This window comes from Pseudomonas wadenswilerensis (assembly GCF_900497695.1).
Classification (GTDB): Bacteria; Pseudomonadota; Gammaproteobacteria; order Pseudomonadales; family Pseudomonadaceae; genus Aquipseudomonas; species Aquipseudomonas wadenswilerensis.
This window is the reverse complement of sequence record NZ_UIDD01000006.1, coordinates 459501-482000: the sequence shown is the minus strand read 5'-3', so window position 1 is coordinate 482000 and position 22500 is coordinate 459501. Positions and strand designations below refer to the sequence as shown.

Below are 22500 nucleotides of genomic sequence, written 5' to 3'. Positions count from 1 at the left end.
GCATTCAGTTGATAAACATAACCGCAAGGCCTGCCGTGCCCTGGTGGTTATTTCTTTTTCTTGGGTGCGATGACCATGATCAGCTGGCGTCCTTCCATCTTAGGATGCTGTTCGACAGAACCGTATTCCACGAGGTCACCTTCAACCCGCTTCAGCAGTTCCATACCCAGCTCCTGGTGGGCCATCTCACGACCGCGAAATCTCAAGGAAATCTTGGCCCTGTCCCCATCACTCAGGAAACGTACCAGGTTGCGTAGTTTTACCTGGTAATCCCCCTCCTCCGTCCCTGGACGAAACTTGATTTCTTTAATCTGGACCTGCTTCTGATTCTTCTTGGCCTCGTTGGCTTGCTTCTTCTTTTCGAAGAGGTGCTTGCCGTAGTCCATGACCTTACAGACAGGCGGTACTGCGTCGGCAGAGATCTCTACCAGGTCCAGCTTCGCTTCTTCAGCGATACGAAGCGCTTCATCAATCGAGACGATGCCAATCTGCTCGCCGTCAGCGCCAATTAACCGAACCTCGCGTGCCGAGATATTCTCGTTGATCGGGGCCTTCGGTGCAGCTCGTTTATCGTTTCTCATTTCACGCTTAATAGTAATTACTCCGATTCTTGGCGACCACGCCGGGAAACCGCTTGAGCGAGGAATTCAGCGAATTGAGCGACGGGCATCGAGCCCAGGTCAGCGCCTTCACGAGTACGCACAGCGACGGTTTGCGTTTCGACTTCGCGATCCCCTATAACCAAAAGGTAAGGGACCTTGAGCAAAGTATGCTCGCGGATTTTAAAGCCGATTTTCTCATTTCTCAAGTCGGACTTGGCACGGAACCCGCTTTCGTTGAGAGTTTTTTCAACATTCTGGGCGAATTCGGCCTGCTTGTCGGTGATATTCATGATCACCGCCTGGGTTGGCGCGAGCCAGGCCGGGAATGCACCTTCGTAGTGCTCGATGAGAATTCCGACGAAACGCTCGAACGAACCGAGGATTGCACGGTGCAGCATCACGGGATGCTTGCGGCCGTTGTCTTCGGAAACGAATTCGGCGCCCAGACGGATCGGCAGGTTGAAATCGAGCTGCAGGGTACCACACTGCCAGACGCGGCCCAGGCAATCTTTCAGCGAGAACTCGATCTTCGGCCCGTAGAAGGCACCTTCGCCCGGCTGCAGGTCGTACGGCAGGCCGGCGCTGTCGAGGGCGGCGGCCAGTGCAGCTTCGGCGCGATCCCACAGCTCATCGGAACCGACGCGCTTTTCAGGGCGGGTCGAGAGCTTCATTTCGATGTCTTTGAAGCCGAAGTCGGCGTAGACATCCATGGTCAGCTTGATGAAGGCGGCGGACTCGGACTGCATCTGCTCTTCGGTGCAGAAGATGTGCGCGTCGTCCTGGGTGAAGCCACGCACACGCATGATGCCGTGCAGCGCACCCGACGGCTCGTTACGGTGGCAGGCACCGAACTCGGCCAGACGCAGCGGCAGCTCGCGGTAGCTCTTCAGGCCCTGGTTGAACACCTGCACGTGGCACGGGCAGTTCATCGGCTTGATGGCGTAGTCGCGGTTTTCCGACTGGGTGGTGAACATGTTGTCGGCGTAGTTGGCCCAGTGGCCAGACTTTTCCCACAGCGAACGGTCAACAACCTGCGGAGTCTTGATCTCCAGGTAGCCGTTCTCGCGCTGAACCTTGCGCATGTACTGTTCCAGAACCTGGTACAGGGTCCAGCCGTTCGGGTGCCAGAACACCATGCCCGGCGCTTCTTCCTGGAGGTGGAACAGGCCCAGGCGCTTGCCGATTTTACGGTGGTCGCGTTTTTCGGCTTCTTCGATGCGCTGAATATAAGCAGCCAGCTGCTTCTTGTCGGCCCAGGCGGTGCCGTAGACGCGCTGCAACTGCTCGTTTTTAGCGTCGCCGCGCCAGTAGGCGCCGGACAGCTTGGTCAGCTTGAAGGATTTCAGGAAACGGGTGTTCGGCACGTGCGGGCCGCGGCACATGTCGACGTATTCTTCGTGGTAGTACAGGCCCATGGCCTGTTCATCCGGCATGTCCTCGACCAGGCGCAGCTTGTAGTCTTCGCCGCGGGCCTTGAACACTTCGATCACTTCGGCGCGCGGAGTGACCTTTTTGATGACGTCGTACTCGGTTTCGATCAGCTGCTGCATGCGCTGTTCGATCGCCGCCATGTCTTCGGGCGTGAAAGGACGCTCGTAGGCGATGTCGTAATAGAAGCCTTCGTCGATGACCGGACCGATGACCATGCGCGCAGTCGGGTACAGCTGCTTGACCGCGTGGCCGACCAGGTGGGCGCACGAGTGACGGATGATCTCCAGCCCCTCTTCGTCCTTGGGCGTGATGATTTGCAGGCTGGCATCGTTCTCGATCAGGTCGCAGGCGTCGACCAGCTTGCCGTCGACCTTGCCGGCGACGGTGGCTTTGGCGAGGCCCGCACCAATGGATGCGGCGACTTCGGCAACGGAAACTGCCTTGTCGAATGAACGTTGACTGCCATCGGGAAGAGTAATAATGGGCATGGCGCCTCCTCTCCTAGTGGTGACCCCTACCAAAGGTCACGTGGGTTGGGATGAGCCAGTACGCGATCCGCCCCTGCCTTTGCACAAGCAAAGCCTGCCTCACAGTGGCAGAAGCCCGAAGGCCTGTCAGGGAACGAACCAGAGTGACTGGAATAGTAAAAAAACAGTTGGGAGCTGCAAGCCGCAAGCTGCAAGAAAAAGCCGGCGGCGAGCTCAAGCCACGCATGCTAGCACAAAGCTTTCGGGCGATTGCGGGCAGATTGACCGGCTGGGCAGAAATATTCGGAAATTGAGCCTTGGCGGTGAACTTGCGCGGATTTTTTCCGCTCAGAGTTTGTGAAGCGTCCTACTCTTGTGAGACTCGACCCCAAGGAGTGTTTGGTTATGCGACTTCAGTCTCTTCTGGCCCTGGCGGCTGCATCTGCCCTGCTGCTGCCGTTGGGAGCCCATGCTGGCAAGCTACCCGCCAACTACCAGACGACCTGCGTAACGCAGGCGCAGAAGCAAGGCCTGGCACAGGATAAAGCCGAACAGCACTGCAAATGCGCCGGAGACGTGCTCGAAAAAAATCTCAGCGAGAAGGAGATCAAGGACCTGGATACCCTGCAGGATGGCGTAGATGCAGCGGTAATGGAACGCGCGCAAAAAAATATTGCAGCGGTCTGCGGCCCGAAAAAATAGGGCCTTTCGCCAGTTATCCATCGCTAATTTGCTCCAGATCAGCAATCTGCGAAGGTAAAAGGGGCTACAAGCCCATAATTAGACTATGATGGTCGGCGTGCACCCTGTTGGCCTCGGCAACACCGCACTACTGAAAATCATGTTTCCTGGAGATACACCCATGTCTAATCGCCAAACCGGCACCGTAAAATGGTTCAACGATGAGAAAGGCTTCGGCTTCATCACTCCACAAGGTGGCGGCGACGACCTGTTCGTTCACTTCAAGGCTATCGAAACCGACGGTTTCAAAAGCCTGAAGGAAGGCCAGACTGTCTCCTTCGTTGCCGAAAAAGGCCAGAAGGGCATGCAGGCTGCACAAGTTCGTCCAGAGTAAGATCTGACCGAATAAAAAAACCCGTCCTTGTGGCGGGTTTTTTTGTGCCTGTATTTTGGGGCTGCTTTGCAGCCCATCGCTGGCAAGCCAGCTCCCACAGGGGCTTGCGGGAGCTGGCTTGCCAGCGATGAGGCCCCGGGCTTAGCCGCAGTTCACGCGGGTGATCACGCCTTTTTCGTCGGCGTTGAGGTTCAGGCGCTCGGAGCGGTATTCCAGGGTCATGACGTCGTGAGGCTTGAGCACACGGGCCAGTTGCGAGCCACTGGCTTTGCGCGCCTGCTCGAGCAACTCGGGGGTGGCCGGCTTGCCGATGGCGAACTCGGCGCCACTGGCCTGGCAACGGCCATCGGTATTGGCGGCAACGTCTTCCGGGGCCTTCGACGATGAGCCACCAGTGCTGCTGCAACCTGCCAATACAGCGACAGCCAACAGGCTTGCCAATGATGCACGCGTGCGGAACATGAATCCTCCTTAAATACTTGAATGCTGCCCATATGACAGCACTCCTGGTTTTTCGTTGCAAAACCGGACCATTGTGCCCGAGCCAGAGCGCTCAAGACCAAGTGCAATCGTGACCGGATTTTGCACACGCTCAATACAGGTCGATGTAATCGCTGGCTGGTTTAGGCCAGTTATTCTTCAGGGCGTTGTACACCTGCTGTATCCAGCGCTCGTCGGCGGCCATCTGCGGGCCGACGCAACCTGAGCCCGCGGCCCAGGTTTCCAGACGAAAGGACAGGCCGTCCAGGTCTCGGCCACCGGTGACCTGGGACAACCAGGCAATGCCGTCGCGATTGACCCGCAGCTGGTTGTGTACCGCGCCATTTCCGGCCACCAGCAGGGCCCGCACGTTATCGAGGGTGAAGTCTTGGGGGTTGGTCAAATCGATCTGCACTGCGCTGTCCCGGCAAGCTAAAACACCGTTAGTTTGCCACGCCCCTGTGCTTATGCCTAAGTCGCAGTGCGCGGCAAGCGGCCCGCATGATTTACTGCAAGCATCGGCGGAGTGCAGGCCAGCCTCCCCTTCAAACGCCAGGGCCCGGCATTTGAACCGACAGCGTGCGCAGTTTTCATTCGAGAATCTTCATGACAAGCCACACCATCGATGCCGACATCAAGGTCAAATGGCCTGAGGGTCAGAGCGCCTACAGCCCGGCCAGCGCCGAAGAATTGCTGCTGATCGCCCTCGATCTGCTGGTCAAGGACCTGGGCCCGGACGACGCGCGCAGCTACGTCGACCAGGTCTTTGAACGTTACACCCAGCCGCCGGTCATGGCAGACGCGCCAGACGAGCACTCAACAGATCAAAAAAGCCCTGGGCATCACCCTCTGTAATCCAGGTGACATTGCCCGGCTGTTTCAGGGTGCCATACCAGTCGGTGATGGTCTGGCCAAAGGTCGGCCCGTCGCGGCTGTCGACCTGCATGAATACCTGCCGGCCGGTGAACAGCTCAGGCTTGAGCAGGTAGGCAATCACCGTGGTGTCATGCACCGGGCCGCCGGGGATGCCGTAGTGCTTCATGTCCGCCTTGACGTAGGCGTTGAGAATATCCACCACGCGCTTGCTCGCCGCATTGTTCAGGTCAGCAATCTGTTTCAGCCGCGCCTCGCTGGTCAGCACCTTGTGGGTGACATCCAGCGGCAGGTAAGTCAGCTTGACCCCGCTTTTGAGCACCACTTCGGCAGCGTGGGGATCGGCAAACAGGTTGAACTCGGCCACCGGCGTGATATTGCCGCCATTGAAGTGGGCGCCGCCCATGACGATCACTTCCTTGATGCCGTTAACGATCTCCGGCGCCTCGATCAGCGCCAAAGCCAGGTTGGTCTGCGGGCCGAGCATGGCCACGGTGATGCTGTGCGGCTTGGCACTGCTCAAGGTGTCGATCAGGTAGCGCACCGCATTGCCGTTGGCCAGCCCCTTCTGCGGCTCGCTGACCGCCACTCCGGGTAAACCTTCTTCGCCATGGATGTCGGCGGCGTAGATCGGCGTGCGCAGCAACGGCCTGGGCGCGCCGGCGTACACCGGAATCTCTTCGCGCCCTGCCCACTCCCGGGCCAGGCGGGCATTGCGCGAGGTCTTTTCCAGGCGCACGTTGCCGGCCACGGTGGTGATGGCACGGATCTTCAGCTCATCAGGCGAAGCCATGGCCAGGAACAGCGCCACTACGTCATCGGCGCCGGGGTCGGTATCGATAATCAGGTCAATGGGCGCAGCCTGGGCGCCAGCCGACAGCATGGACATCAGCAGTACTCCTTGGAGCAAACGTTTGGCACAGTTCAACATGAGACACGTCCTTATGATCAGATGGAAAAACGCTAGAAGGTCACCCCGGCAACCAACGCGATATTGCTGTAGGGCTGACATTCACCGGTCCGCACGATGGCGCGGGCACTGCGGCTCAAGTGCTTGAACTCGTCATGGCTGAGCAGGCGTCGGACGCCCAGCTCGCCCTGGGCAGTCAACTGCTCGACCGCTGTCAGACCAGGCGGCTGATGCTGGAGGATTTCGTCCGCCAGCACGTGGCTTTCGACCTGCATTTCACTCAGCACTATGCGCAGGGTGCTGGCGAAATCCGGAATGCCCGGCGTCAGCGCCAGGTCGATCAGCTCCACACCCGGCGGCACCGGCAAACCGGCGTCGCCGATCAGCAGGATGTCGCCATGGCCAAGGGAGGCGATCAGGCGCGACAGGGCGATATTGAGCAACGGCGTCTTCTTCATGGCTGCAGCTCGGCGAGGTGCGGAATCGACGGCTGTGCACCCGCACGAGTGACCGACAGGGCCGCGGCACGTTGGCCGAAGGCGATGGCCGCACCCTCCTCTTCGCCGCGCGCCAGGGCCGCGGCGAAACCGCCGACAAAGGTGTCGCCCGCCGCCGTGGTATCCACCGGCTTCACCACCGGCGCCGGGAAATGCCTGAATGCCTGAGCATCGGCAAACAATGCCCCCTGAGCCCCCAGGGTGACAATCACCTTGCCAACGCCCATGGCCAGCAACCGGGTGGCGGCCGCCTTGGCGCTTTCCAGGTCGTTGACCGGCAGCCCGCTGAGGGCTTCGGCTTCGCTTTCGTTGGGGATCAGGTAGTCGATATTGGCAAACCATTCTGCCGGCAGCGGGCCGCTGGCCGGCGCCGGATTGAGGATTACCGTCTTGCCCAGCGCCCTGCCGCGCTCAAGGGTGTAGGCAACGGTCGCCATGGGCACCTCCAGCTGACAGATGATCACGTCAGCTTGTTGCAGCAAGGCATCGAAGCGCTGCACCGACTCGGGCAGCAACTGGCCATTGCCACCGGCAATGATGACGATGGCGTTCTGGCTGGCAGCATCGACCACAATCAGCGCCACACCGCTGGACACCCCGGCGGCAATGCTCACCGCCTGGCAGTCGATCTGCTCAGCGGCCAGGGCCTGGCGCAGTTGCTGGCCATAGGCATCGTCACCGACGCAGCCAACCATCGCCACCTGCGCCCCCAGGCGCGCCGCCGCCACCGCCTGGTTGGCGCCCTTGCCACCCGGCACCGTGACGAAGGTTTCACCCACCAGGGTTTCGCCACCGCGCGGCAGGCGCTGGGCGCGCGCCACCAGGTCCATGTTCAGGCTACCTACCACTACTACATTGGCTTGCATGTGCGGGCTCGTTCTCAGCGGTAATCATTGAAAAGGTCGGGGCGCGGCGCCGTGGATTCGCGCAGGACGATGCTCGGCGCGACGATGCGCTGCTCCGGGGCACCGCGCAGGGGTTCGGCGATGCGCCGCAGCAGCAGTTCGGCGGCGCTCTCGCCCAGCTCGCGGATCGACTGGCCGACGGTGGTCAACGCCGGGAACACGTACTGGCTGATCTGGATGTCGTCGAAACCGATCACCGACAGCTCGCTGGGCACGCAGATATTGCGCTCGGCGGCGGCACGCAATACGCCGATACCGATCATGTCGTTGCCGGCAAAGATCGCCGTCGGCCGCTCGCCTTCAAGCAGCGCCGCCGCCGCGGTATAGCCACCGATACTGGTGAATTCGCTGCTCAGCAGCCAGTCCTGGCGCGGGGTAACGCCGGCTTCGGCGAGCGCCCGATGGAAACCGGCCAGGCGCAACTGGGCAACGCTGGTGCTGGCCGGGCCGCCAATGCAGGCGATGTCGCGATGGCCCAGTTCCAGCAGGTGCCGGGTCGCCAGGTATGCACCCTGCTCGTGATCGATTCGCACCAGGTCGGCAGCCACGCCTTCCAGCGCGCGGTCGACGATGACCATCGGCGTACGCACGCTGGCCAGGCTGTCGAGCAGGTCGCTGTCTTCGCCGACCGAAGCGACGATCAGGCCGTCGATGCGTTTTTCCAGCAGCACGCGCAGGTAGCTGCGCTGCTTCTGCGGGTTGTCGTCGGAGTTGCAGAGGATCACGCAGTAGCCGTTGCGCTCGCAGCCGTCCTCGATACCGCGTGCCAGCTCGGCGAAGTACGGGTTGACGCTGTTGGGCACCAGCAGGCCGATGGTTGCGGTGCTGCGGGCCTTGAGCGAACGCGCTACGGCGCTGGGCACGTAGTCGAGCTCGGCGATCGCCGCTTCGACTTTAAGGCGCACCGGTTCGCTGACCGGGCGGGTCTTGTTCAGTACATGGGACACGGTGGTGTAGGAAATCCCCGCCAGTGCCGCAACATCTTTGATGGTTGCCATTGTTTCAGTTCCGCCTGCGCGCGCGCCGGCTGCGGTAAGTGTCGAGGACCACGGCGATGACGATCACCGCCCCGGTGATGATGCGTTTGGTCGGTTCCGAGGCGCCAATCTGCGCCAGGCCTGCGGCCAGCACCGAAATGATCAGCACGCCGAAGAAGGTACTGATCACCGAGCCGCGCCCGCCCATCAGGCTGGTGCCGCCGATCACCACGGCGGCGATCACCTGCAGTTCGAGGCCGGAGCCGGCATTGGGGTCAGCGGCTTCCAGGCGGGAAATCTGGAACAGCGCGGCAAGACCTGCGAGCAGGCCCATCAGCGAGAACACCAGGATCTTGTACGGGCGCGGGTCGATACCGGCCAGGCGCACCGCCTCTTCGTTGGTGCCAATGCCGATCAGGTAGCGGCCAAACACCGTGCGCGTGAGGACCAGTTGGGCGAGGATGATCACCAGCAAGGCGATCAGGAACGACGGCGAGATACCGAAGGCCAGCGGGTTGGACAGCCAGGCAAAGGCGTCGCCGATGTAGGCGGTGCGCGAATCGGTCAACTGATAGGCCATGCCCCGGGCCATTTCCAGCACGCCGAGGGAAACAATGAACGACGGGATGCGCCAGGCCACGGTGATCGAGCCGGTGATGCTCCCGGCCAGCGCCGCCACGCCCATGCCGAGCAGGGCCGCCGGCATCACGCTCCAGCCCCAGCCGAGCATCGCCACGCTGACCGCGGAACCGGCCAGGGCCAGCACCGAGCCCACCGACAGGTCGATGCCGCCGATGATCAACACGAAAGTCATGCCCACCGCCAGCACCATCAGGTCGGGGATCTGGTTGGCCAGGGTGCTGAAGGTGGCGTACGACAGAAAGTGGCTGCTCAACAACGAGAACAGCACGATCATCGCCAGCAAGGCGCCGGCCAGGCCCAGGTAGGTACCGAGGCCGAAGTAGGTGCCGCTGCGCTTGGCGCTGGGGGCGGCGGTGTCCAGTTGCGTGGTTTTCATGGGGTTGTCCTGGGTGCCGCTTCATGCAGCAACGCATCACGTTTCTGATAGCCGGCAAAGGCTGCGGCCAGTAGTTGGTCCTGGGTCCAGCTGTCGCGCTCGAAGGTGTCGATCAGGCGCCCGGCGCTGAGCACGCCGATGCGGTCGCAAATCAGCATCAGCTCGCGCAGGTCGCTGGACACCACCACCAGCGCCTTGCCCTGGCGCGCCAGTTCGGCCAACAGGCCATAGATATCGAACTTGGCGCCCACGTCGATGCCGCGGGTCGGTTCGTCGAACAGCAGCACTGAACAGTCGCGCTCCAGCCAGCGGCCGATCACCACCTTTTGCTGGTTGCCGCCCGACAGTTCGCCGACCACCTGCTCGGGGCTGGAACTGCGGATACGCATGGCGGCGATCTGGCGTTCGGCCAGTTCGCGCTCGGCGCCACTGTTGACCACCCCAACGCGGGAAATCGCCGGCAGGTTGCCCAGGGCGATATTGGCGCTGATCGACTGGCTCAGCAGCAGGCCTTCGCCCTTGCGGTCTTCGGTGATCAGGGCAATGCCCTGGCGCACCGCGGCCACGGGCGAATCGACCCGCACCGGGCGCAAGGGCTTGCCCAGCTCGAGGCTGCCACTGTCGGCGCTATCGGCGCCGTAGATCAGCCGCAGCAACTCGGTGCGCCCGGCGCCGATCAGGCCGGAGATACCGAAAATCTCGCCGCTGCGCACCTCGAACGAGACATCCTTGACCTTATCGCTGCGACTGAGGCCGTTGACCTTGAGGATCGGCGCGCCGATGTTGCGCACGCCCAAATCGATATGCTCGCCCAGCTCGCGGCCGACCATCAGGTTGACCAGTTGCTCGCTGTTGTAACGCTGCATCGGCTCGACACACACCAGCTTGCCATCACGCAGCACGGCAATGCGCTGGGCGATGCGCTTGAGCTCTTCGAGGCGATGGGAGATGTAGACGATGGCCACGCCGCGCTGCTGCAGGCGCTCGATCTGGGTGAACAGCAGCTCCACCTCGCGGGCGGTGAGCATCGCCGTGGGCTCATCAAAAATCAGTACATGACAATCGCCGATCAGGTTGCGGGCGATCTCGACCATCTGCTGATGACCGATGCCCAGCTCGCCGACCGGGGTATCCGGGTCGATGGCGTCCAGGCCAACCTGGGCCATGGCCGCCACCGCCAGTTGGCGCAGGCGCTTGCGATTGATCCAGCCGGCGCGCCCGGGCAAATTGTCGAGAAACAGGTTCTCGGCCACGGTCAGGGTCGGCAGCAGGTTGAGCTCCTGCATGACCATGCGCACGCCCAGCCGCTCGGCGGCAGCGCGGCTGCCCGGCAGATAAGGCTGGCCTTGATAGAGCATGTGCCCGGTGGTGGGCACTTCGAGGCCGCCGATGATCTTCGACAGGGTGCTCTTGCCCGCCCCGTTTTCGCCGGTCAGGGCCAGCACTTCACCCCGGCGCAGGCTCAGGTCGATATCGCCGAGCACCGGCTGGGCGTAGGTCTTGCCGATCGCGCTGACTGAAAGTACGACATCCGCAGTCGCTGACATTGCCTGTTCTCCTGGCGCCCGCCGCACGACGGGCACCCATAGTGCGACTACTTATTGGGTGACCAGCTCGACCGGCGTCTGGATGACGTTGTCGGCGTCGACATCGGTTTTCTCGCCCTTGAGCATCTTCAGCGCCGCCTCGATGCCGAACACCGCCTGCTTGGCGGCGTACTGGTCGGCGGTGGCGAGCACGCGGCCGTCTTTGAGCATCGGTTTGATCGCATTGATGTTGTCGTAGCCAACCACTTGCACCTGCCCGGCCTTCCCCGCTGCGCGCACGGCTGAAACAGCGCCCAGGGCCATGCTGTCGTTGCCGGCCAGCAGCGCCTTGAGGTCAGGATTGGCGTTGAGCAGGGAGGCCGCCACGGCGTTGCCCTTGGCAATTTCCCAGTCGCCCGACTGCACCGAGACGACCTTGATCTGCGCCGCTTCCATCGCATCCTTGAAGCCTGCGGTGCGCTGCTGGGCGTTGGTGGTGGTCGAGACGCCTTCAATGATGGCGACCTGGTCACCGGCCTTGAGCTTCTGCGTGGCCAGGTACTCACCTACCAGGCGTGCGCCCTTGCGGTTGTCGGGGCCCACGAACGGCACGCTGAGGTTCTTGCTCTTGAGCACCTCGGGGTCGAGGCGGTTGTCGATGTTGATCACGGTGATACCCGCGTCCATGGCCTTTTTCACCACGGGCACCAGGGCCTTGGAGTCGGCCGGGGCGATGACCAGGGCATTGACCCCGGAGACGATCATCTGCTCGACGATGCGGATCTGGTTGCCGGCATCGGTCTCGTCCTTGATGCCGTTGGACACCAGGTCGAAGTCATTGGCGTGATCTTTCTGATAGGCCTTGGCGCCATCTTCCATGGTCCGGAAGAATTCGTTGGCGAGCGACTTCATCACCAGCGCGACTTTGGGCTTGGCTTCATCGGCCAGGGCTTGGGAAAAAGGGGTAGCGAGGGACAGCGAGGAAAGTACGGCGACCGCCAGCAGGCGTCCAGCAAAGGGCAGCTTCATGGGTTTACTCCGGATCTTATGATTTTTATCGGGTCGCAAACGTTTGCGTTGAGCCACTATGGGAATGTAACCAAATTTTGTCAAATCCACCGCCGGAGACCATTTGGAAAGTGCGCGTAGGAATTATCCTCAAAACAACCGGAAAACCGAACACCTCTTGTACACAATATTCGGAATTCCGAATAGAAAAATGCTTTGCCGGTGTTTCGCAAAGCCCGCAAAGCCCATGAAAATCAATAGATTGAAGATGAAAACCGACGAACGGCTGTTCTGGTACGGAATCTGCTCCTGTAAGCGCGTTACACAGCGAACTCCAGACAGAAGAGAGATCAACGATGAAAGCTGCGCTTAATTCCTTCGTTCCGGGCGCTTTGGCCCTGCTGCTGTTACTGCCCGCAGGCGTCAACGCCAAGGAAGTCGAGAACCAACAGAAACTGGCCAACGTGGTGATCCTCGCCACCGGTGGCACCATCGCCGGCGCTGGCGCCAGCACCGCCAACAGCGCGACCTACCAGGCTGCCAAAGTCGGTGTCGACAAGCTGATCGCCGGCGTCCCGGAACTGGCCACCCTGGCCAATGTGCGCGGCGAGCAAGTCCTGCAGATCGCCTCCGAAAGCATCAGCAACGAAAACCTGCTGCAACTGGGCAAGCGCGTTGCCGAACTTGCCGACAGCAAGGACGTCGACGGCATCGTCATCACCCACGGTACCGACACCCTGGAAGAGACCGCCTACTTCCTCAACCTGGTCGAAAAAACCGACAAGCCAATCGTCGTGGTCGGCTCCATGCGCCCGGGCACCGCGATGTCGGCTGACGGCATGCTCAACCTGTACAACGCCGTGGCCGTTGCCAGCAACAAGGATTCGCGCGGCAAGGGCGTGCTGGTCACCATGAACGACGAGATCCTGTCGGGTCGCGACGTCAGCAAGACCGTGAACATCAAGACCGAAGCCTTCAAGAGCCCATGGGGCCCGCTGGGCATGGTCGTGGAAGGCAAGTCCTACTGGTTCCGCCTGCCGGCCAAGCGTCACACCGTCGACTCGGAATTCGACATCAAGAAGATCAGCAACCTGCCTGCCGTTGATATCGCCTATGGTTACGGCAACGTCACCGACACCGCCTACAAGGCACTGGCGCAAAATGGCGCCAAGGCGATCATCCACGCCGGCACCGGCAATGGCTCGGTTTCCTCGCGTGTAGTGCCTGCCCTGCAGGAACTGCGCAAGCAAGGCGTGCAGATCATTCGTTCGTCCCACGTCAATGCCGGCGGCTTCGTGCTGCGTAACGCCGAGCAGCCTGACGACAAGAACGACTTCGTCGTCGCCCATGACCTGAACCCGCAAAAAGCCCGCATCCTGGCCATGGTCGCCATGACCAAGACCCAGGACAGCAAAGAGCTGCAGCGGATCTTCTGGGAATACTGATCGAGTAACCCCCAAGTGCTTGCCCGCCCTGTAGGACGGGCAAGCCTGCTTCCCCTACCCTCGCAAAAAATACTTTAAACAGACCGCAGCAAACCGCGCGGTTTGCGGTCACATGCGCTCTTTCACCGACGAGCTGTTGCGAAATTGCTTACAGTAAAATACTGTATGCGCATACAGCTAAAAAAGGAACGCTTCGTGGCCACCACTTCCGCCCCTGCCAGCAGTTACGAGCAACTGGGCACCCGCATCCAGAAAATCATCAATTCCCCCACTGCGCAAAAAGCCCGGGCCGCACTGATCTTCCGCCTGGAGCACGAATCGCCTGAAGACTGGGCCACCCTGCTCGACGAAATCGCCGAGAACGACAACGTCACCCTCGCCTACCGCGATGACGGTGGCGTGCAGATTTTCTGGGTTGTGCCGAAGGAAGATTGAAAGCGCATGAGATTTCCGGTTTTTGCAGTAGCTTGTCTGTTGTTCAGTGTCACCACCGCCCACGCCGATGCACCGCGCACCTTCAACGAAGCCAAGAAGGTCGCCTGGCGCCTGTACGCGCCGCAGTCCACCGAGTTCTACTGCGGCTGCAAGTACAACGGCAACAAGGTCGATTTGAATGCCTGCGGTTATGTGCCGCGCAAGAATGCCAACCGCGCCTCGCGCATCGAGTGGGAGCATATCGTCCCGGCCTGGCATATCGGCCATCAGCGTCAATGCTGGCAAAGCGGTGGGCGCAAGAACTGCTCGCGCAATGACAAGGTCTACCAGCGCGCCGAGGCCGACCTGCACAACCTGGTGCCGAGCATTGGCGAGGTCAATGGCGATCGCAGCAACTTCAGTTTCGGCTGGCTGCCCGAGCAGCGCGGGCAATACGGCTCGTGCCTGACCCAGGTGGACTTCAAGGCCAAGAAGGTCATGCCGCGGCCGTCGATTCGCGGGATGATCGCGCGCACCTACTTCTATATGAGCAAGCAGTACAGCCTCAAGCTGTCCAAGCAGGACCGCCAGCTGTACGAAGCCTGGAACAAGACCTACCCGCCGCAGCCCTGGGAGCGCCAGCGCAACCAGCGAGTGGCCTGCGTGATGGGCCATGGCAATGAGTTCGTCGGACCCGTGAACCTCAGCGCCTGCGGTTGAGGCTCAGGCCAGCGCCTGCAGGTAGGCGCTGGCCTGCTGGTAACGGGCCAGGCGGGCAATGTCTTCAGGGCTGGGGATACTGATGCGCGACAGGTCGCTGTTGTCGGCAAGGTCAGCCAGCTTGACCACCCGCGCCAGCGGGTCATCGCCTACCCGCACAACGAAGGCCTCGTAGCTTTCGTCATCTCGCCGGCTCAGCGCCTGCACCGCCGCAAGGATCTTCAGGGCGAAGCCTTCGCGAGCAAGGTCGGAGAGTGTCATCGGTGAATCCTCGAGCACGTCGTGGAGCACCGCGACAATGCGCTGCTCGGGCGTCGTCACCCTCAGCATCACCCGCAACGGGTGGAGGATATAGGCCGCCCCACCTTTGTCGTGCTGTCCTTCATGTGCCCTCGCCGCAACCGCAATGGCCCGCTCCAGCGTAGACATATGGCCCTCCTGCTCAGCCTGGCTGTCGTCGCAGACGCGCCATGCTGTAGACATCGATCAACTCACCGTCACGCATAGCATAGTCAATCAATTGACCTTCAACCGTAAAGCCGAAGCGTTTGTACAAGGCCAGCGCCGGATGATTGTCGGTGTACACGGTCAGCTCGACGCGCTGCAGGCCCATCCAGTTGTCGGCCACGTCCAGTACCGCCTCCAGCAGGCGACTGCCAACACCTTTGCCTTGCCAGGCTGGCGCCACACCCATGCCGATACCGCCACAGTGGGCACGGCGGATACGCGCGTATTGCTCCAGCGAGCAACTGCCGATGACTTCGCCCTGGTGCAGCGCCACCAGAAACAGCATCCGTTCGTTGTCCAGGCTCAGTCGCTTGCGCCATATCTCCGGTGACTGGTAAGGCATCTGCAGCACCTGACGCGCCACCCGCGGGTCGTTGTACAGCGCGGTCAGGCCCTCGACATGCTGTTCGGTACAACGCTGCAGGGTAATGGCGGCGGATGAATCACTCATGACGGCTCTCCTTGCGTAGAGCCGTGAGTGTACGAGGACCGGGAAGCCGCTGGCTAGCGCGGGGCGTCGTGCTGGATGACGATCGAGTCGGTGCCCAGGCGGGCCATGACGTCGGCTTGCTGCGCTTGCGCTTGAACCTTGTCGGGATAAGGGCCGAGCAGCACCACCGGCTTGCCGTTGCGGTAGACCACCGAGGACGGGATCTGCTTTTCGATCAGGCGGGCGGTCATGTCGCTCAAGGCGCCCATGTTCGCCCCCTGGACGATCTCGACATCCCAGCCCTGCGGCGCTGGCTGGTCAGCGGCGGCGTCGGCGGCGCGCTGCAGGTCGGCGCCGCCGCATTTTTCGCGAATGGCCAGGTTGCTGCCCTGGTCGGCAATAATGAGCTGATAGTCGCCGCCGGCCTGCTTGATCGCCACGTAGCTGCGATACGGCACGAAGACGCCAGCGTCATCCTTACCACGCACCTGGCCGCAGATAATGCCTTGCTGGTCGAATCGCACGTTGGCGAACTTGGCTGTCTTGGGGTTCTGCAGGTGTTCGGCCACCTGCTTGTGCACGCCTTCGACTTCGTTCTCGCAACCGGCCAGAGCCAGCACCGCCATTACCACCGCCACTTTGCGCACGCGTCTATCTCCTGAATGCAAGCGGCGGATTTTAGCATCTGCAGGCAGGGCAATGGTTACTATCGACGGCTTATCGCGATCACTGTGGGAGCTGGCTTGCCAGCGATGAGGCCCGCGCGGTTGCCGCCTGAATTGCGACCGCTTCGCGCTCGATCGCTGGCAAGCCAGCTCCCACAGGGGCATTGGCCAGCCTTGGGACTGAAATGCAAAAAGGGCGACCCTTGCGGATCGCCCTTTCTGTTACCACACAGCAGTGTGGATTTGTTTGGTAGGCACAATTGGATTCGAACCAACGACCCCCACCATGTCAAGGTGGTGCTCTAACCAACTGAGCTATGTGCCTGCTGTGGGGCGCATAATACGCAGGTCTTTAACCTTCGTAAAGCGAAATTTCATAAAAAAATCAGCAGCTTTGCTTTGCCAGCAAAAATACCGCGCAAACAAAAAAGGCGACCCTTTCGGATCGCCTTTTTCAGTACCGCCAGCAGGGGCGGATTTGATTTGGTAGGCACAATTGGACTCGAACCAACGACCCCCACCATGTCAAGGTGGTGCTCTAACCAACTGAGCTATGTGCCTGCTGTGGGGCGCATTCTACGCAATCGCCGAACAGTGTCAACTCTTTTTTTAACGCTAAGCCACTGAATAACAAAAGTATTTGCGAAAACCCGGGGTAAAGGATTTTCAACACACGACTAGCGGGTGTTTATTATTATTGATAGCATCGGTACAGTCGTAAAAAATATAAAACAGAGGTTTCGCAGCATGGCCAATACCCCCTACCCTCAGTCCTACTACGCCGCATCGGCCAATCCGGTTCCGCCGCGCCCGGCGCTGCAGGAAGAGGTACAGACCGATGTCTGCGTGATCGGCGCCGGCTACACCGGCTTGTCCAGCGCCCTGTTCCTGCTTGAAAGCGGCTTCAAGGTCACCGTGCTGGAAGCCGCCAAGGTCGGCTTCGGCGCCTCGGGCCGTAACGGCGGGCAGATCGTCAACAGCTATAGCCGCGACATCGACGTCATCGAACGCACCGTCGGCCCCAAGCAGGCGCAACTGCTGGGCCACATGGCCTTCGAGGGCGGGCGCATCATCCGTGAGCGCGTGGCCAAATACAACATCCAGTGCGACCTCAAGGACGGTGGCGTATTCGCCGCCCTGACACCCAAGCAGATGGGCCACCTGGAATCGCAAAAGCGCCTGTGGGAACGCTTCGGCCACACCCAGCTGGAGCTGATGGACCAGAAGCGCATCCGTGAAGTGGTCGACTGCGACCAATATATCGGCGGCATGCTCGACATGAGCGGCGGCCACATCCACCCGCTGAACCTGGCCCTGGGCGAAGCCGCCGCGGTCGAGTCGCTGGGCGGCAAGATCTACGAGCAATCGCCGGCCATCCGCATCGAGCGCGGCGCCAACCCGGTAGTGCACACCCCACAAGGTAAAGTGCGCGCCAAGTTCATCATCGTTGCCGGTAACGCCTACCTCGGCGGCCTGGTGCCGGAGCTGGCGGCCAAGTCGATGCCCTGCGGCACCCAGGTGATCACCACCGAGCCACTGAGCGAAGACCTGGCGCGCAGCCTGCTGCCGCAAGACTACTGCGTCGAAGACTGCAACTACCTGCTCGACTACTACCGCCTGACCGGCGACAAGCGCCTGATCTTCGGCGGTGGCGTGGTGTACGGCGCCCGTGACCCGGCCAACATCGAAGCGATCATCCGCCCGAAAATGCTCAAGGCCTTCCCGCAGCTCAAGGACGTGAAGATCGATTACGCCTGGACCGGCAACTTCCTGCTGACCCTGTCGCGCCTGCCGCAAGTGGGTCGCCTGGGCGACAACATCTATTACTCCCAGGGCTGCAGTGGCCACGGCGTTACCTACACCCACCTGGCGGGCAAGGTGCTGGCCGAGGCCCTGCGTGGCCAGGCCGAACGTTTCGATGCCTTCGCCGAGCTGCCGCACTACCCGTTCCCAGGTGGCCAACTGCTGCGCGTACCGTTCAGCGCCCTGGGCGCCTGGTACTACAGCCTGCGCGATCGTCTGGGCTTCTAATCGCCCTGCCCGGCCTGCGCCGTCACTGCCCCAGGGCGCTGACGGCCTGCCGGGCCGCTTGTTCCTGGCCCGCCTGGGCCAGGTCATTGGCCGCTTTCAGCCAGCGCTGACGGTCGACCTCGGCCGGCAACTGGCCCGGCTGCTGGACCAACACCGCCCAGCTCCCCTGCTTCTGCCAGGCTGATTCGAAGTCATCGAACTCCATCAGCAGGCGCCGGTTCATCCCCGCCCGCAACAATACCCGCTGCTTGTAGCGGTCGTAGCCGACCAGCAAGGCATAGCGCGGCTCGCTCCAGAACGCCGAACCTTGCTGAAAGCGCAGCAATACCGGATTACCTGCCGCGACTTGCGCCAGCAAGGCCTCCAGACGCGGATCGAGCGGATAGACCACCATGCCGTATTCGCGGCCAACCCGCTGGATCGAGCCTTCAAGTTTGTCGACGTTCTCCGGCAGGCCCAACGACTCGTCGAGCAATCCTGGGGTGATGCGTACACCCTGTTGCGACAGCAATGCCGCCAGGGCCATCGATGCGCTCTGGTTGGCTTCGCCACGGTAGAACGGTACCGAGCCGATCTCGACCCGTTGCGGCAGGTTTTTAAGCTGGGATGGCGGCTGGCTGGCGCAACCGGCCAGGGCCAGGCCTACCGCGCAGGCCGCCAGCAGGCGGCGTGGGGTGAAGCCGATTAGGGAAGTCAGTGGAGGCATGAACACTCGCTCGATGACGGCCGGCAGCCACTGCCCGGCCCTGAGCGCTGATCATAGGCTGGCGCGCGCCTCGGGTATAGCCCGCCGCAGGCTTAGAACAAAGCGGCCCAAGCCTCTAGACCATCGGTCAATAGCCTGCAACATGCAACGGGCTAGACTGAAGACGTGTCCGCGTTGGCGAGCCTTGTTGCCTTGCCGCGGACCTAAGGAGGCACACATGAGCCTGACAATGGCAATTTTGATGCTGGTCGGCGCCTGGTTGAGCGTCGCCGCCGCCATGCTCTGGGGGGTGTTGCGCATCGCCCGGCGTCATCATCCGCATCATCGTATTCAGCCCGAAGGCAAGGACGCGGTACCTGCGCGGCGTAGTCGCCGGCATGCCGGGGCGCATTAGATTCATAGCTGGCATAAAGCACTGTGGGAGCCGGCTTGCCAGCGATGCGGACACCGCGCAGTAACAAGCACCGCGCTGATCCCATCGCCGGCAAGGCCGGCTCCCACAGTTTCTACTTCAGCAAGTATTAAGCTTCAGTAGCCTCGCGCTTCAAGCGCGCCCGGCGCGACATGATGTTGAGCACCTCGATCGCCGTCGAGAAGGCCATCGCCGCATACACATAACCCTTGGGTACATGAGCACCGAAACCTTCGGCGATCAGGGTCATGCCGATCATGATCAGGAAGCCCAGGGCCAGCATCACCACGGTCGGGTTATCGTTGATGAACCGGGCCAGCGGGTCGGCCGCCACCAGCATCACGATCACGGCACTGATCACGGCGATGATCATGATCGGCAAGTGCTCGGTCATGCCCACGGCGGTGATGATGCTGTCGATCGAGAAGACGATGTCCAGCACCAGGATCTGCCCGATCGCCGCAGCAAAGCCCAGGGTGATGGTCGACGACGCCTTGGCTTCAGCCTGGGCGCGCGGGTCGACGCTCTCGTGGATTTCCTTGGTCGCTTTCCACAGCAGGAACAGGCCACCGGCGATGAGGATCATGTCCTTCCAGGAGAAGGTATGACCAAACACATCGACAACCGGCTCGGTGAGCTGGACGATCCAGGCCACGGTGCTGAGCAGGCCCAGGCGCATCACCAGCGCCATGCTGATACCAATGCGCCGCGCCTTGGAGCGAAATTCTTCAGGCAACTTGTTGGTCAGGATCGAGATGAAGATCAGGTTGTCGATACCGAGGACGATCTCCATGGCCACCAGGGTGGCCAGGGCGACCCAGGCGGTCGGGCTTGCAGCGAGTTCCAACAAGTATTCCATGAATCAAATCCTGCATCGGGGTAAGGGGTGGGTCAGATGTCCTGGGCGCTGTCGTCGCGCTCGGGTTTGCCAGCCTTGTCGCTGCCTTCGGAGCCGGTGGCTTCGCTCAGGGCCTGCTGGGCGGCTTCGTTGGTTTTATCGATGGCTTCCTTGGCCGACTCCGCCGCCTGGTTGAGCATCTGCTGGGCGGACTTTTCCGCCTGCTCGCAACCGCTCATGGCCAGCAGGGCCAGCAGCAACACCAGGGGTGTACCGATGGATTTGAAGTGAAGCATCTGTGGATCTCCGTGCAATTAAATCGGTGCTCATTCAGGGGCACCGTGATGGCAAGGGATTCTAAAGAGCTGAATACATCAGGAAAATTCGTATTTTTAGCGGTTATACTTCGGTTTTTACGAATCGGGAATCAGCATGCTCAATTACCGGCAACTGCATTACTTCTGGGTGGTGGCCAAGACCGGCAGCATCGTGCGGGCCTGCGAGCAGTTGAACCTGACCCCGCAGACCATCAGCGGGCAGATCACCCTACTCGAACAAACCTATGGCATCGAGTTGTTCCGCCGGGTCGGGCGGCAGCTGGAGCTGACCGAGAGCGGCCGGCAAACCCTGACCTACGCCGAACAGATGTTCCAGATTGGCGGCGAGCTCGAAGCCATGCTGCGGGCCCGGCCTGATGAGCAGCAGATCCTGTTTCGGGTCGGGGTGGCGGACGTGGTGCCCAAATCCATCGTCTATCGCCTGCTGGCACCGACCATGCACATGGAAGACGCCCTGCGCCTGAGCTGCCGCGAAGACAAACTCGAACGGCTGCTGGCGGACCTGGCGATCCAGCGCCTGGACCTGGTGATTTCCGACAGCCCCATGCCCAGTCACCTGGACATCAAGGGCTACAGCCAGAAGCTCGGCGAATGCGGCATCAGCTTTTTTGCAACGCCCGTGTTGGCCGAGCAGTACGGGCGCAACTTCCCGGCCTGCCTGCAACACGCGCCGCTGCTGATCCCCGGCCAGGAAACCGTAGTGCGCAGCCGCCTGCTGCGTTGGTTTGCCGAGCAGCAACTGCAACCACGGATCGTTGGCGAGTTCGACGACAGCGCCTTGATGCAGGCCTTCGGCCAATCCGGCAGCGGTATCTTCATTGCCCCCAGCGTGATTGCCGACGAGGTGTGCAAGCAGTATGGCGTCGAGCTGATCGGCCAGACCGACGCGGTCAACGAGTCGTTCTACGCCATCTCGGTGGAGCGCAAGGTCAAGCACCCGGGCATTGTCGCCATCACCGAAGGCGCCCGACGCCAGTTGTTCAACTGGTAGCCGGTTGCAGGCGCGGGCTCATCAGCCCCAGCGCCAGCAGCACCGACAGGCCGATGAGGATAGCGGCGGCGTAACCGAGGTTGGCCAGGCCCAGGGTATCGATCACCCGCCCGCCAATCACCGCGCCCAGGCCAATGCCCAGGTTGGCCCCGGCGATGTTCAGCGAAGCGGCAAAGGCCGGTGCCTGGGGCGCGGCCTTGATCAGCCGCACATGGCTGACCAGAAACAGCGCCGCCTGGGTCATGCCCCAGATCGCCAGGGCCAGGCCCAAGCCGTACACCGTATGGATCGCTGGCACCACGGCGATCATGCCGACCATCATCAGGGCACAGAAGGCAGCCGAGGCTTTCAACGGATGCCGATCGACCGCGCGACCCCCCAGGCTGTTGCCGATCAGGCCGACCGCACCAAAGCCCATCAGGCACCAGCCGACCAGCGCGCCGTCAAAGCCGGCCAGGCGCTCGAGCATGTCGGCCAGGTAGGTGTAGGCGGTGAACATGCCGCTGAACACCAGCACCGAGAGCAGCACATGGCCTTGCAACAGGCGGCTGCGCAGGATGCCGAACTGGCCAAGCAGCGAGGTGGCCTGGTTATGCCGGGGCGTGCGCGGCAGGTAGACGTACAGCAGCAAGGCCTTGGCCAGAGCCAGCAGCGCCAGCACCGCAAAGGCCGCGCGCCAACCCAGGGCGTCGCCGATCAGGGTACCGACCGGAATGCCGAACACCGTGGCGCACACTACGCCGAAGCTGATCTTGGAAATGGCCCGGCCGGCATAGGCCGGGCCGACGATGTCGACTGCCGTTTCACTGGCCAGGGCCCAGAACACCGGCAAACCCAAGGCCGGGATCAAGCGCGCCACGCCCATCACATAGAGGTTGTCGGCCATGGCCGCCAGGGCGTTGGACGCCGCGAACACCAGCAAAATGCCAACAAACAGCCGCTTGCGCTCGAATCGCGCCGCCCAGGCGGTGAGGAACGGGCCAAAGCAGGCCACGGTGAAGGCGAACAGGGTCACCAGCAGGCCCGCCTGAGACACGCTGACCTCAAGGTCGCGGGCAATGCCCGGCAGCAGGCCGACGATGACGAACTCGGTGGTCAGTACAGTGAAGCCGGCCGCAGCCAGCAACAAAATAGGCAGTAACATCTACACTCCGCAGCTAAACAAAAAACGGCCAGGGCCGTTTGCAAAGGGCGCGCATACTACACGCCCGCCCTACCGTCTGACACAGCGCAA

The 22500-nt window shown here is 61.7% G+C and carries 26 protein-coding genes, 2 tRNA genes and 1 pseudogene; 9 read left to right on the top strand and 20 right to left on the bottom strand.

What is annotated here, in order from left to right; all coding sequences use genetic code 11:
* Positions 1-47: 47 nt before the first annotated feature.
* Entirely contained in the window at positions 48-599 is a 552-nt protein-coding gene (gene infC, locus CCOS864_RS11125; protein ID WP_177414878.1) for a translation initiation factor IF-3, read from the bottom strand.
* The gene (gene thrS / locus CCOS864_RS11120) at positions 599-2521 is read right to left on the bottom strand and encodes a threonine--tRNA ligase (protein ID WP_115086335.1); all 1923 of its coding nucleotides are present in this window, start codon (positions 2519-2521) and stop codon (positions 599-601) included. Before thrS ends, infC begins: the two co-directional genes overlap by 1 nt.
* Before the next feature lie 384 nt (positions 2522-2905).
* Between thrS and CCOS864_RS11115 the strand changes: the two genes are divergently transcribed.
* Both CCOS864_RS11115 and CCOS864_RS11110 read left to right on the top strand, forming a co-directional pair.
* A complete protein-coding gene (locus CCOS864_RS11115; RefSeq protein WP_115086334.1) occupies positions 2906-3202 on the top strand; it encodes a hypothetical protein in 297 nt (98 codons plus the stop codon).
* Positions 3203-3362: 160 nt separating this feature from the next.
* Complete coding sequence (locus CCOS864_RS11110) at positions 3363-3575, top strand: cold-shock protein (protein ID WP_007956027.1); 213 nt, start codon at positions 3363-3365, stop codon at positions 3573-3575.
* Between the two features lie 141 nt (positions 3576-3716).
* On the opposite strand, the gene CCOS864_RS11105 is transcribed toward CCOS864_RS11110, so the two are convergent.
* Both CCOS864_RS11105 and CCOS864_RS11100 read right to left on the bottom strand, forming a co-directional pair.
* Complete coding sequence (locus CCOS864_RS11105) at positions 3717-4037, bottom strand: I78 family peptidase inhibitor (protein ID WP_115086333.1); 321 nt, start codon at positions 4035-4037, stop codon at positions 3717-3719.
* 130 nt (positions 4038-4167) lie between these two features.
* Complete coding sequence (locus tag CCOS864_RS11100) at positions 4168-4470, bottom strand: hypothetical protein (protein WP_115086332.1); 303 nt, start codon at positions 4468-4470, stop codon at positions 4168-4170.
* 191 nt (positions 4471-4661) lie between these two features.
* On the opposite strand from CCOS864_RS11100, the gene CCOS864_RS11095 reads away from it, so the two are divergent.
* The gene (locus CCOS864_RS11095; protein WP_115086331.1) at positions 4662-4910 is read left to right on the top strand and encodes a hypothetical protein; all 249 of its coding nucleotides are present in this window, start codon (positions 4662-4664) and stop codon (positions 4908-4910) included.
* On the opposite strand, the gene CCOS864_RS11090 is transcribed toward CCOS864_RS11095, so the two are convergent.
* The 7 genes from CCOS864_RS11090 to CCOS864_RS11060 all read right to left on the bottom strand — a co-directional run bounded on the left by CCOS864_RS11090 (position 4846) and on the right by CCOS864_RS11060 (position 11790).
* Positions 4846-5817: a nucleoside hydrolase gene (locus CCOS864_RS11090; protein WP_415842523.1), complete on the bottom strand. Its 972-nt coding sequence runs from the start codon at positions 5815-5817 to the stop codon at positions 4846-4848. The genes CCOS864_RS11095 and CCOS864_RS11090 overlap by 65 nt on opposite strands.
* A gap of 74 nt (positions 5818-5891) precedes the next feature.
* Positions 5892-6296 carry a D-ribose pyranase gene (gene rbsD, locus CCOS864_RS11085; protein ID WP_115086329.1) on the bottom strand — a complete coding sequence of 135 codons (405 nt, stop codon included), beginning with the start codon at positions 6294-6296 and terminating at the stop codon, positions 5892-5894.
* The gene (gene rbsK, locus CCOS864_RS11080; RefSeq protein WP_115086328.1) at positions 6293-7201 is read right to left on the bottom strand and encodes a ribokinase; all 909 of its coding nucleotides are present in this window, start codon (positions 7199-7201) and stop codon (positions 6293-6295) included. The genes rbsD and rbsK overlap by 4 nt, the downstream gene beginning before the upstream one ends.
* 14 nt (positions 7202-7215) lie before the next feature.
* The gene (locus tag CCOS864_RS11075) at positions 7216-8238 is read right to left on the bottom strand and encodes a LacI family DNA-binding transcriptional regulator (RefSeq protein ID WP_115086327.1); all 1023 of its coding nucleotides are present in this window, start codon (positions 8236-8238) and stop codon (positions 7216-7218) included.
* A 4-nt stretch (positions 8239-8242) separates the two neighbouring features.
* The gene (locus CCOS864_RS11070; RefSeq protein WP_115086326.1) at positions 8243-9235 is read right to left on the bottom strand and encodes an ABC transporter permease; all 993 of its coding nucleotides are present in this window, start codon (positions 9233-9235) and stop codon (positions 8243-8245) included.
* Positions 9232-10782 (bottom strand): sugar ABC transporter ATP-binding protein, encoded by a 1551-nt coding sequence (locus CCOS864_RS11065; RefSeq protein WP_115086325.1) that lies wholly within the window; start codon positions 10780-10782, stop codon positions 9232-9234. Before CCOS864_RS11065 ends, CCOS864_RS11070 begins: the two co-directional genes overlap by 4 nt.
* 51 nt (positions 10783-10833) lie before the next feature.
* The gene (locus CCOS864_RS11060) at positions 10834-11790 is read right to left on the bottom strand and encodes a sugar ABC transporter substrate-binding protein (RefSeq protein ID WP_115086324.1); all 957 of its coding nucleotides are present in this window, start codon (positions 11788-11790) and stop codon (positions 10834-10836) included.
* A 335-nt stretch (positions 11791-12125) separates the two neighbouring features.
* On the opposite strand from CCOS864_RS11060, the gene CCOS864_RS11050 reads away from it, so the two are divergent.
* From CCOS864_RS11050 to CCOS864_RS11040, 3 genes are all read left to right on the top strand, one after another.
* Positions 12126-13214 (top strand): asparaginase, encoded by a 1089-nt coding sequence (locus CCOS864_RS11050; protein WP_115086322.1) that lies wholly within the window; start codon positions 12126-12128, stop codon positions 13212-13214.
* 165 nt (positions 13215-13379) lie between these two features.
* Positions 13380-13649: a DUF1654 domain-containing protein gene (locus CCOS864_RS11045; RefSeq protein ID WP_038994566.1), complete on the top strand. Its 270-nt coding sequence runs from the start codon at positions 13380-13382 to the stop codon at positions 13647-13649.
* A 6-nt stretch (positions 13650-13655) separates the two neighbouring features.
* Positions 13656-14348 (top strand): endonuclease, encoded by a 693-nt coding sequence (locus tag CCOS864_RS11040; protein ID WP_115086321.1) that lies wholly within the window; start codon positions 13656-13658, stop codon positions 14346-14348.
* 3 nt (positions 14349-14351) lie between these two features.
* Here CCOS864_RS11040 and CCOS864_RS11035 read toward each other — a convergent pair whose 3' ends face one another.
* From CCOS864_RS11035 to CCOS864_RS11015, 5 genes are all read right to left on the bottom strand, one after another.
* Positions 14352-14777 (bottom strand): bifunctional (p)ppGpp synthetase/guanosine-3',5'-bis(diphosphate) 3'-pyrophosphohydrolase, encoded by a 426-nt coding sequence (locus tag CCOS864_RS11035; protein WP_115086320.1) that lies wholly within the window; start codon positions 14775-14777, stop codon positions 14352-14354.
* A gap of 13 nt (positions 14778-14790) precedes the next feature.
* Positions 14791-15306, bottom strand: coding sequence for a GNAT family N-acetyltransferase (locus CCOS864_RS11030; RefSeq protein WP_115086319.1), 516 nt, complete (start codon positions 15304-15306; stop codon positions 14791-14793).
* Between the two features lie 53 nt (positions 15307-15359).
* The gene (locus tag CCOS864_RS11025; RefSeq protein ID WP_115086318.1) at positions 15360-15932 is read right to left on the bottom strand and encodes an SPOR domain-containing protein; all 573 of its coding nucleotides are present in this window, start codon (positions 15930-15932) and stop codon (positions 15360-15362) included.
* Positions 15933-16198: 266 nt separating this feature from the next.
* Positions 16199-16275, bottom strand: a tRNA-Val gene (locus tag CCOS864_RS11020).
* Between the two features lie 159 nt (positions 16276-16434).
* Positions 16435-16511, bottom strand: a tRNA-Val gene (locus CCOS864_RS11015).
* A 186-nt stretch (positions 16512-16697) separates the two neighbouring features.
* On the opposite strand from CCOS864_RS11015, the gene CCOS864_RS11010 reads away from it, so the two are divergent.
* Positions 16698-17981: an NAD(P)/FAD-dependent oxidoreductase gene (locus tag CCOS864_RS11010; protein ID WP_115086317.1), complete on the top strand. Its 1284-nt coding sequence runs from the start codon at positions 16698-16700 to the stop codon at positions 17979-17981.
* Between the two features lie 22 nt (positions 17982-18003).
* Here the strand turns inward: CCOS864_RS11010 and CCOS864_RS11005 are convergent.
* Positions 18004-18742 (bottom strand): annotated as a pseudogene (locus CCOS864_RS11005) (peptidase C39 family protein).
* Between the two features lie 162 nt (positions 18743-18904).
* Between CCOS864_RS11005 and CCOS864_RS28220 the strand changes: the two are divergent.
* Positions 18905-19081 carry a hypothetical protein gene (locus CCOS864_RS28220; RefSeq protein ID WP_166675699.1) on the top strand — a complete coding sequence of 59 codons (177 nt, stop codon included), beginning with the start codon at positions 18905-18907 and terminating at the stop codon, positions 19079-19081.
* 127 nt (positions 19082-19208) lie between these two features.
* Here the strand turns inward: CCOS864_RS28220 and CCOS864_RS11000 are convergent, their stop codons facing one another.
* Together CCOS864_RS11000 and CCOS864_RS10995 are read right to left on the bottom strand one after the other, a co-directional pair.
* Positions 19209-19958 carry a TerC family protein gene (locus tag CCOS864_RS11000; RefSeq protein WP_115086315.1) on the bottom strand — a complete coding sequence of 250 codons (750 nt, stop codon included), beginning with the start codon at positions 19956-19958 and terminating at the stop codon, positions 19209-19211.
* A gap of 32 nt (positions 19959-19990) precedes the next feature.
* A complete protein-coding gene (locus CCOS864_RS10995; RefSeq protein WP_115086314.1) occupies positions 19991-20233 on the bottom strand; it encodes a hypothetical protein in 243 nt (80 codons plus the stop codon).
* A 136-nt stretch (positions 20234-20369) separates the two neighbouring features.
* Here CCOS864_RS10995 and nhaR point away from each other — a divergent pair, with 136 nt between their 5' ends.
* Positions 20370-21266, top strand: a complete 897-nt coding sequence (nhaR, locus tag CCOS864_RS10990; protein WP_115086313.1) for a transcriptional activator NhaR — start codon at positions 20370-20372, stop codon at positions 21264-21266.
* Here nhaR and CCOS864_RS10985 read toward each other — a convergent pair.
* A complete protein-coding gene (locus CCOS864_RS10985) occupies positions 21256-22410 on the bottom strand; it encodes an MFS transporter (RefSeq protein ID WP_115086312.1) in 1155 nt (384 codons plus the stop codon). The two genes, nhaR and CCOS864_RS10985, sit on opposite strands and share 11 nt — an antisense overlap.
* Positions 22411-22500: the final 90 nt, after the last annotated feature.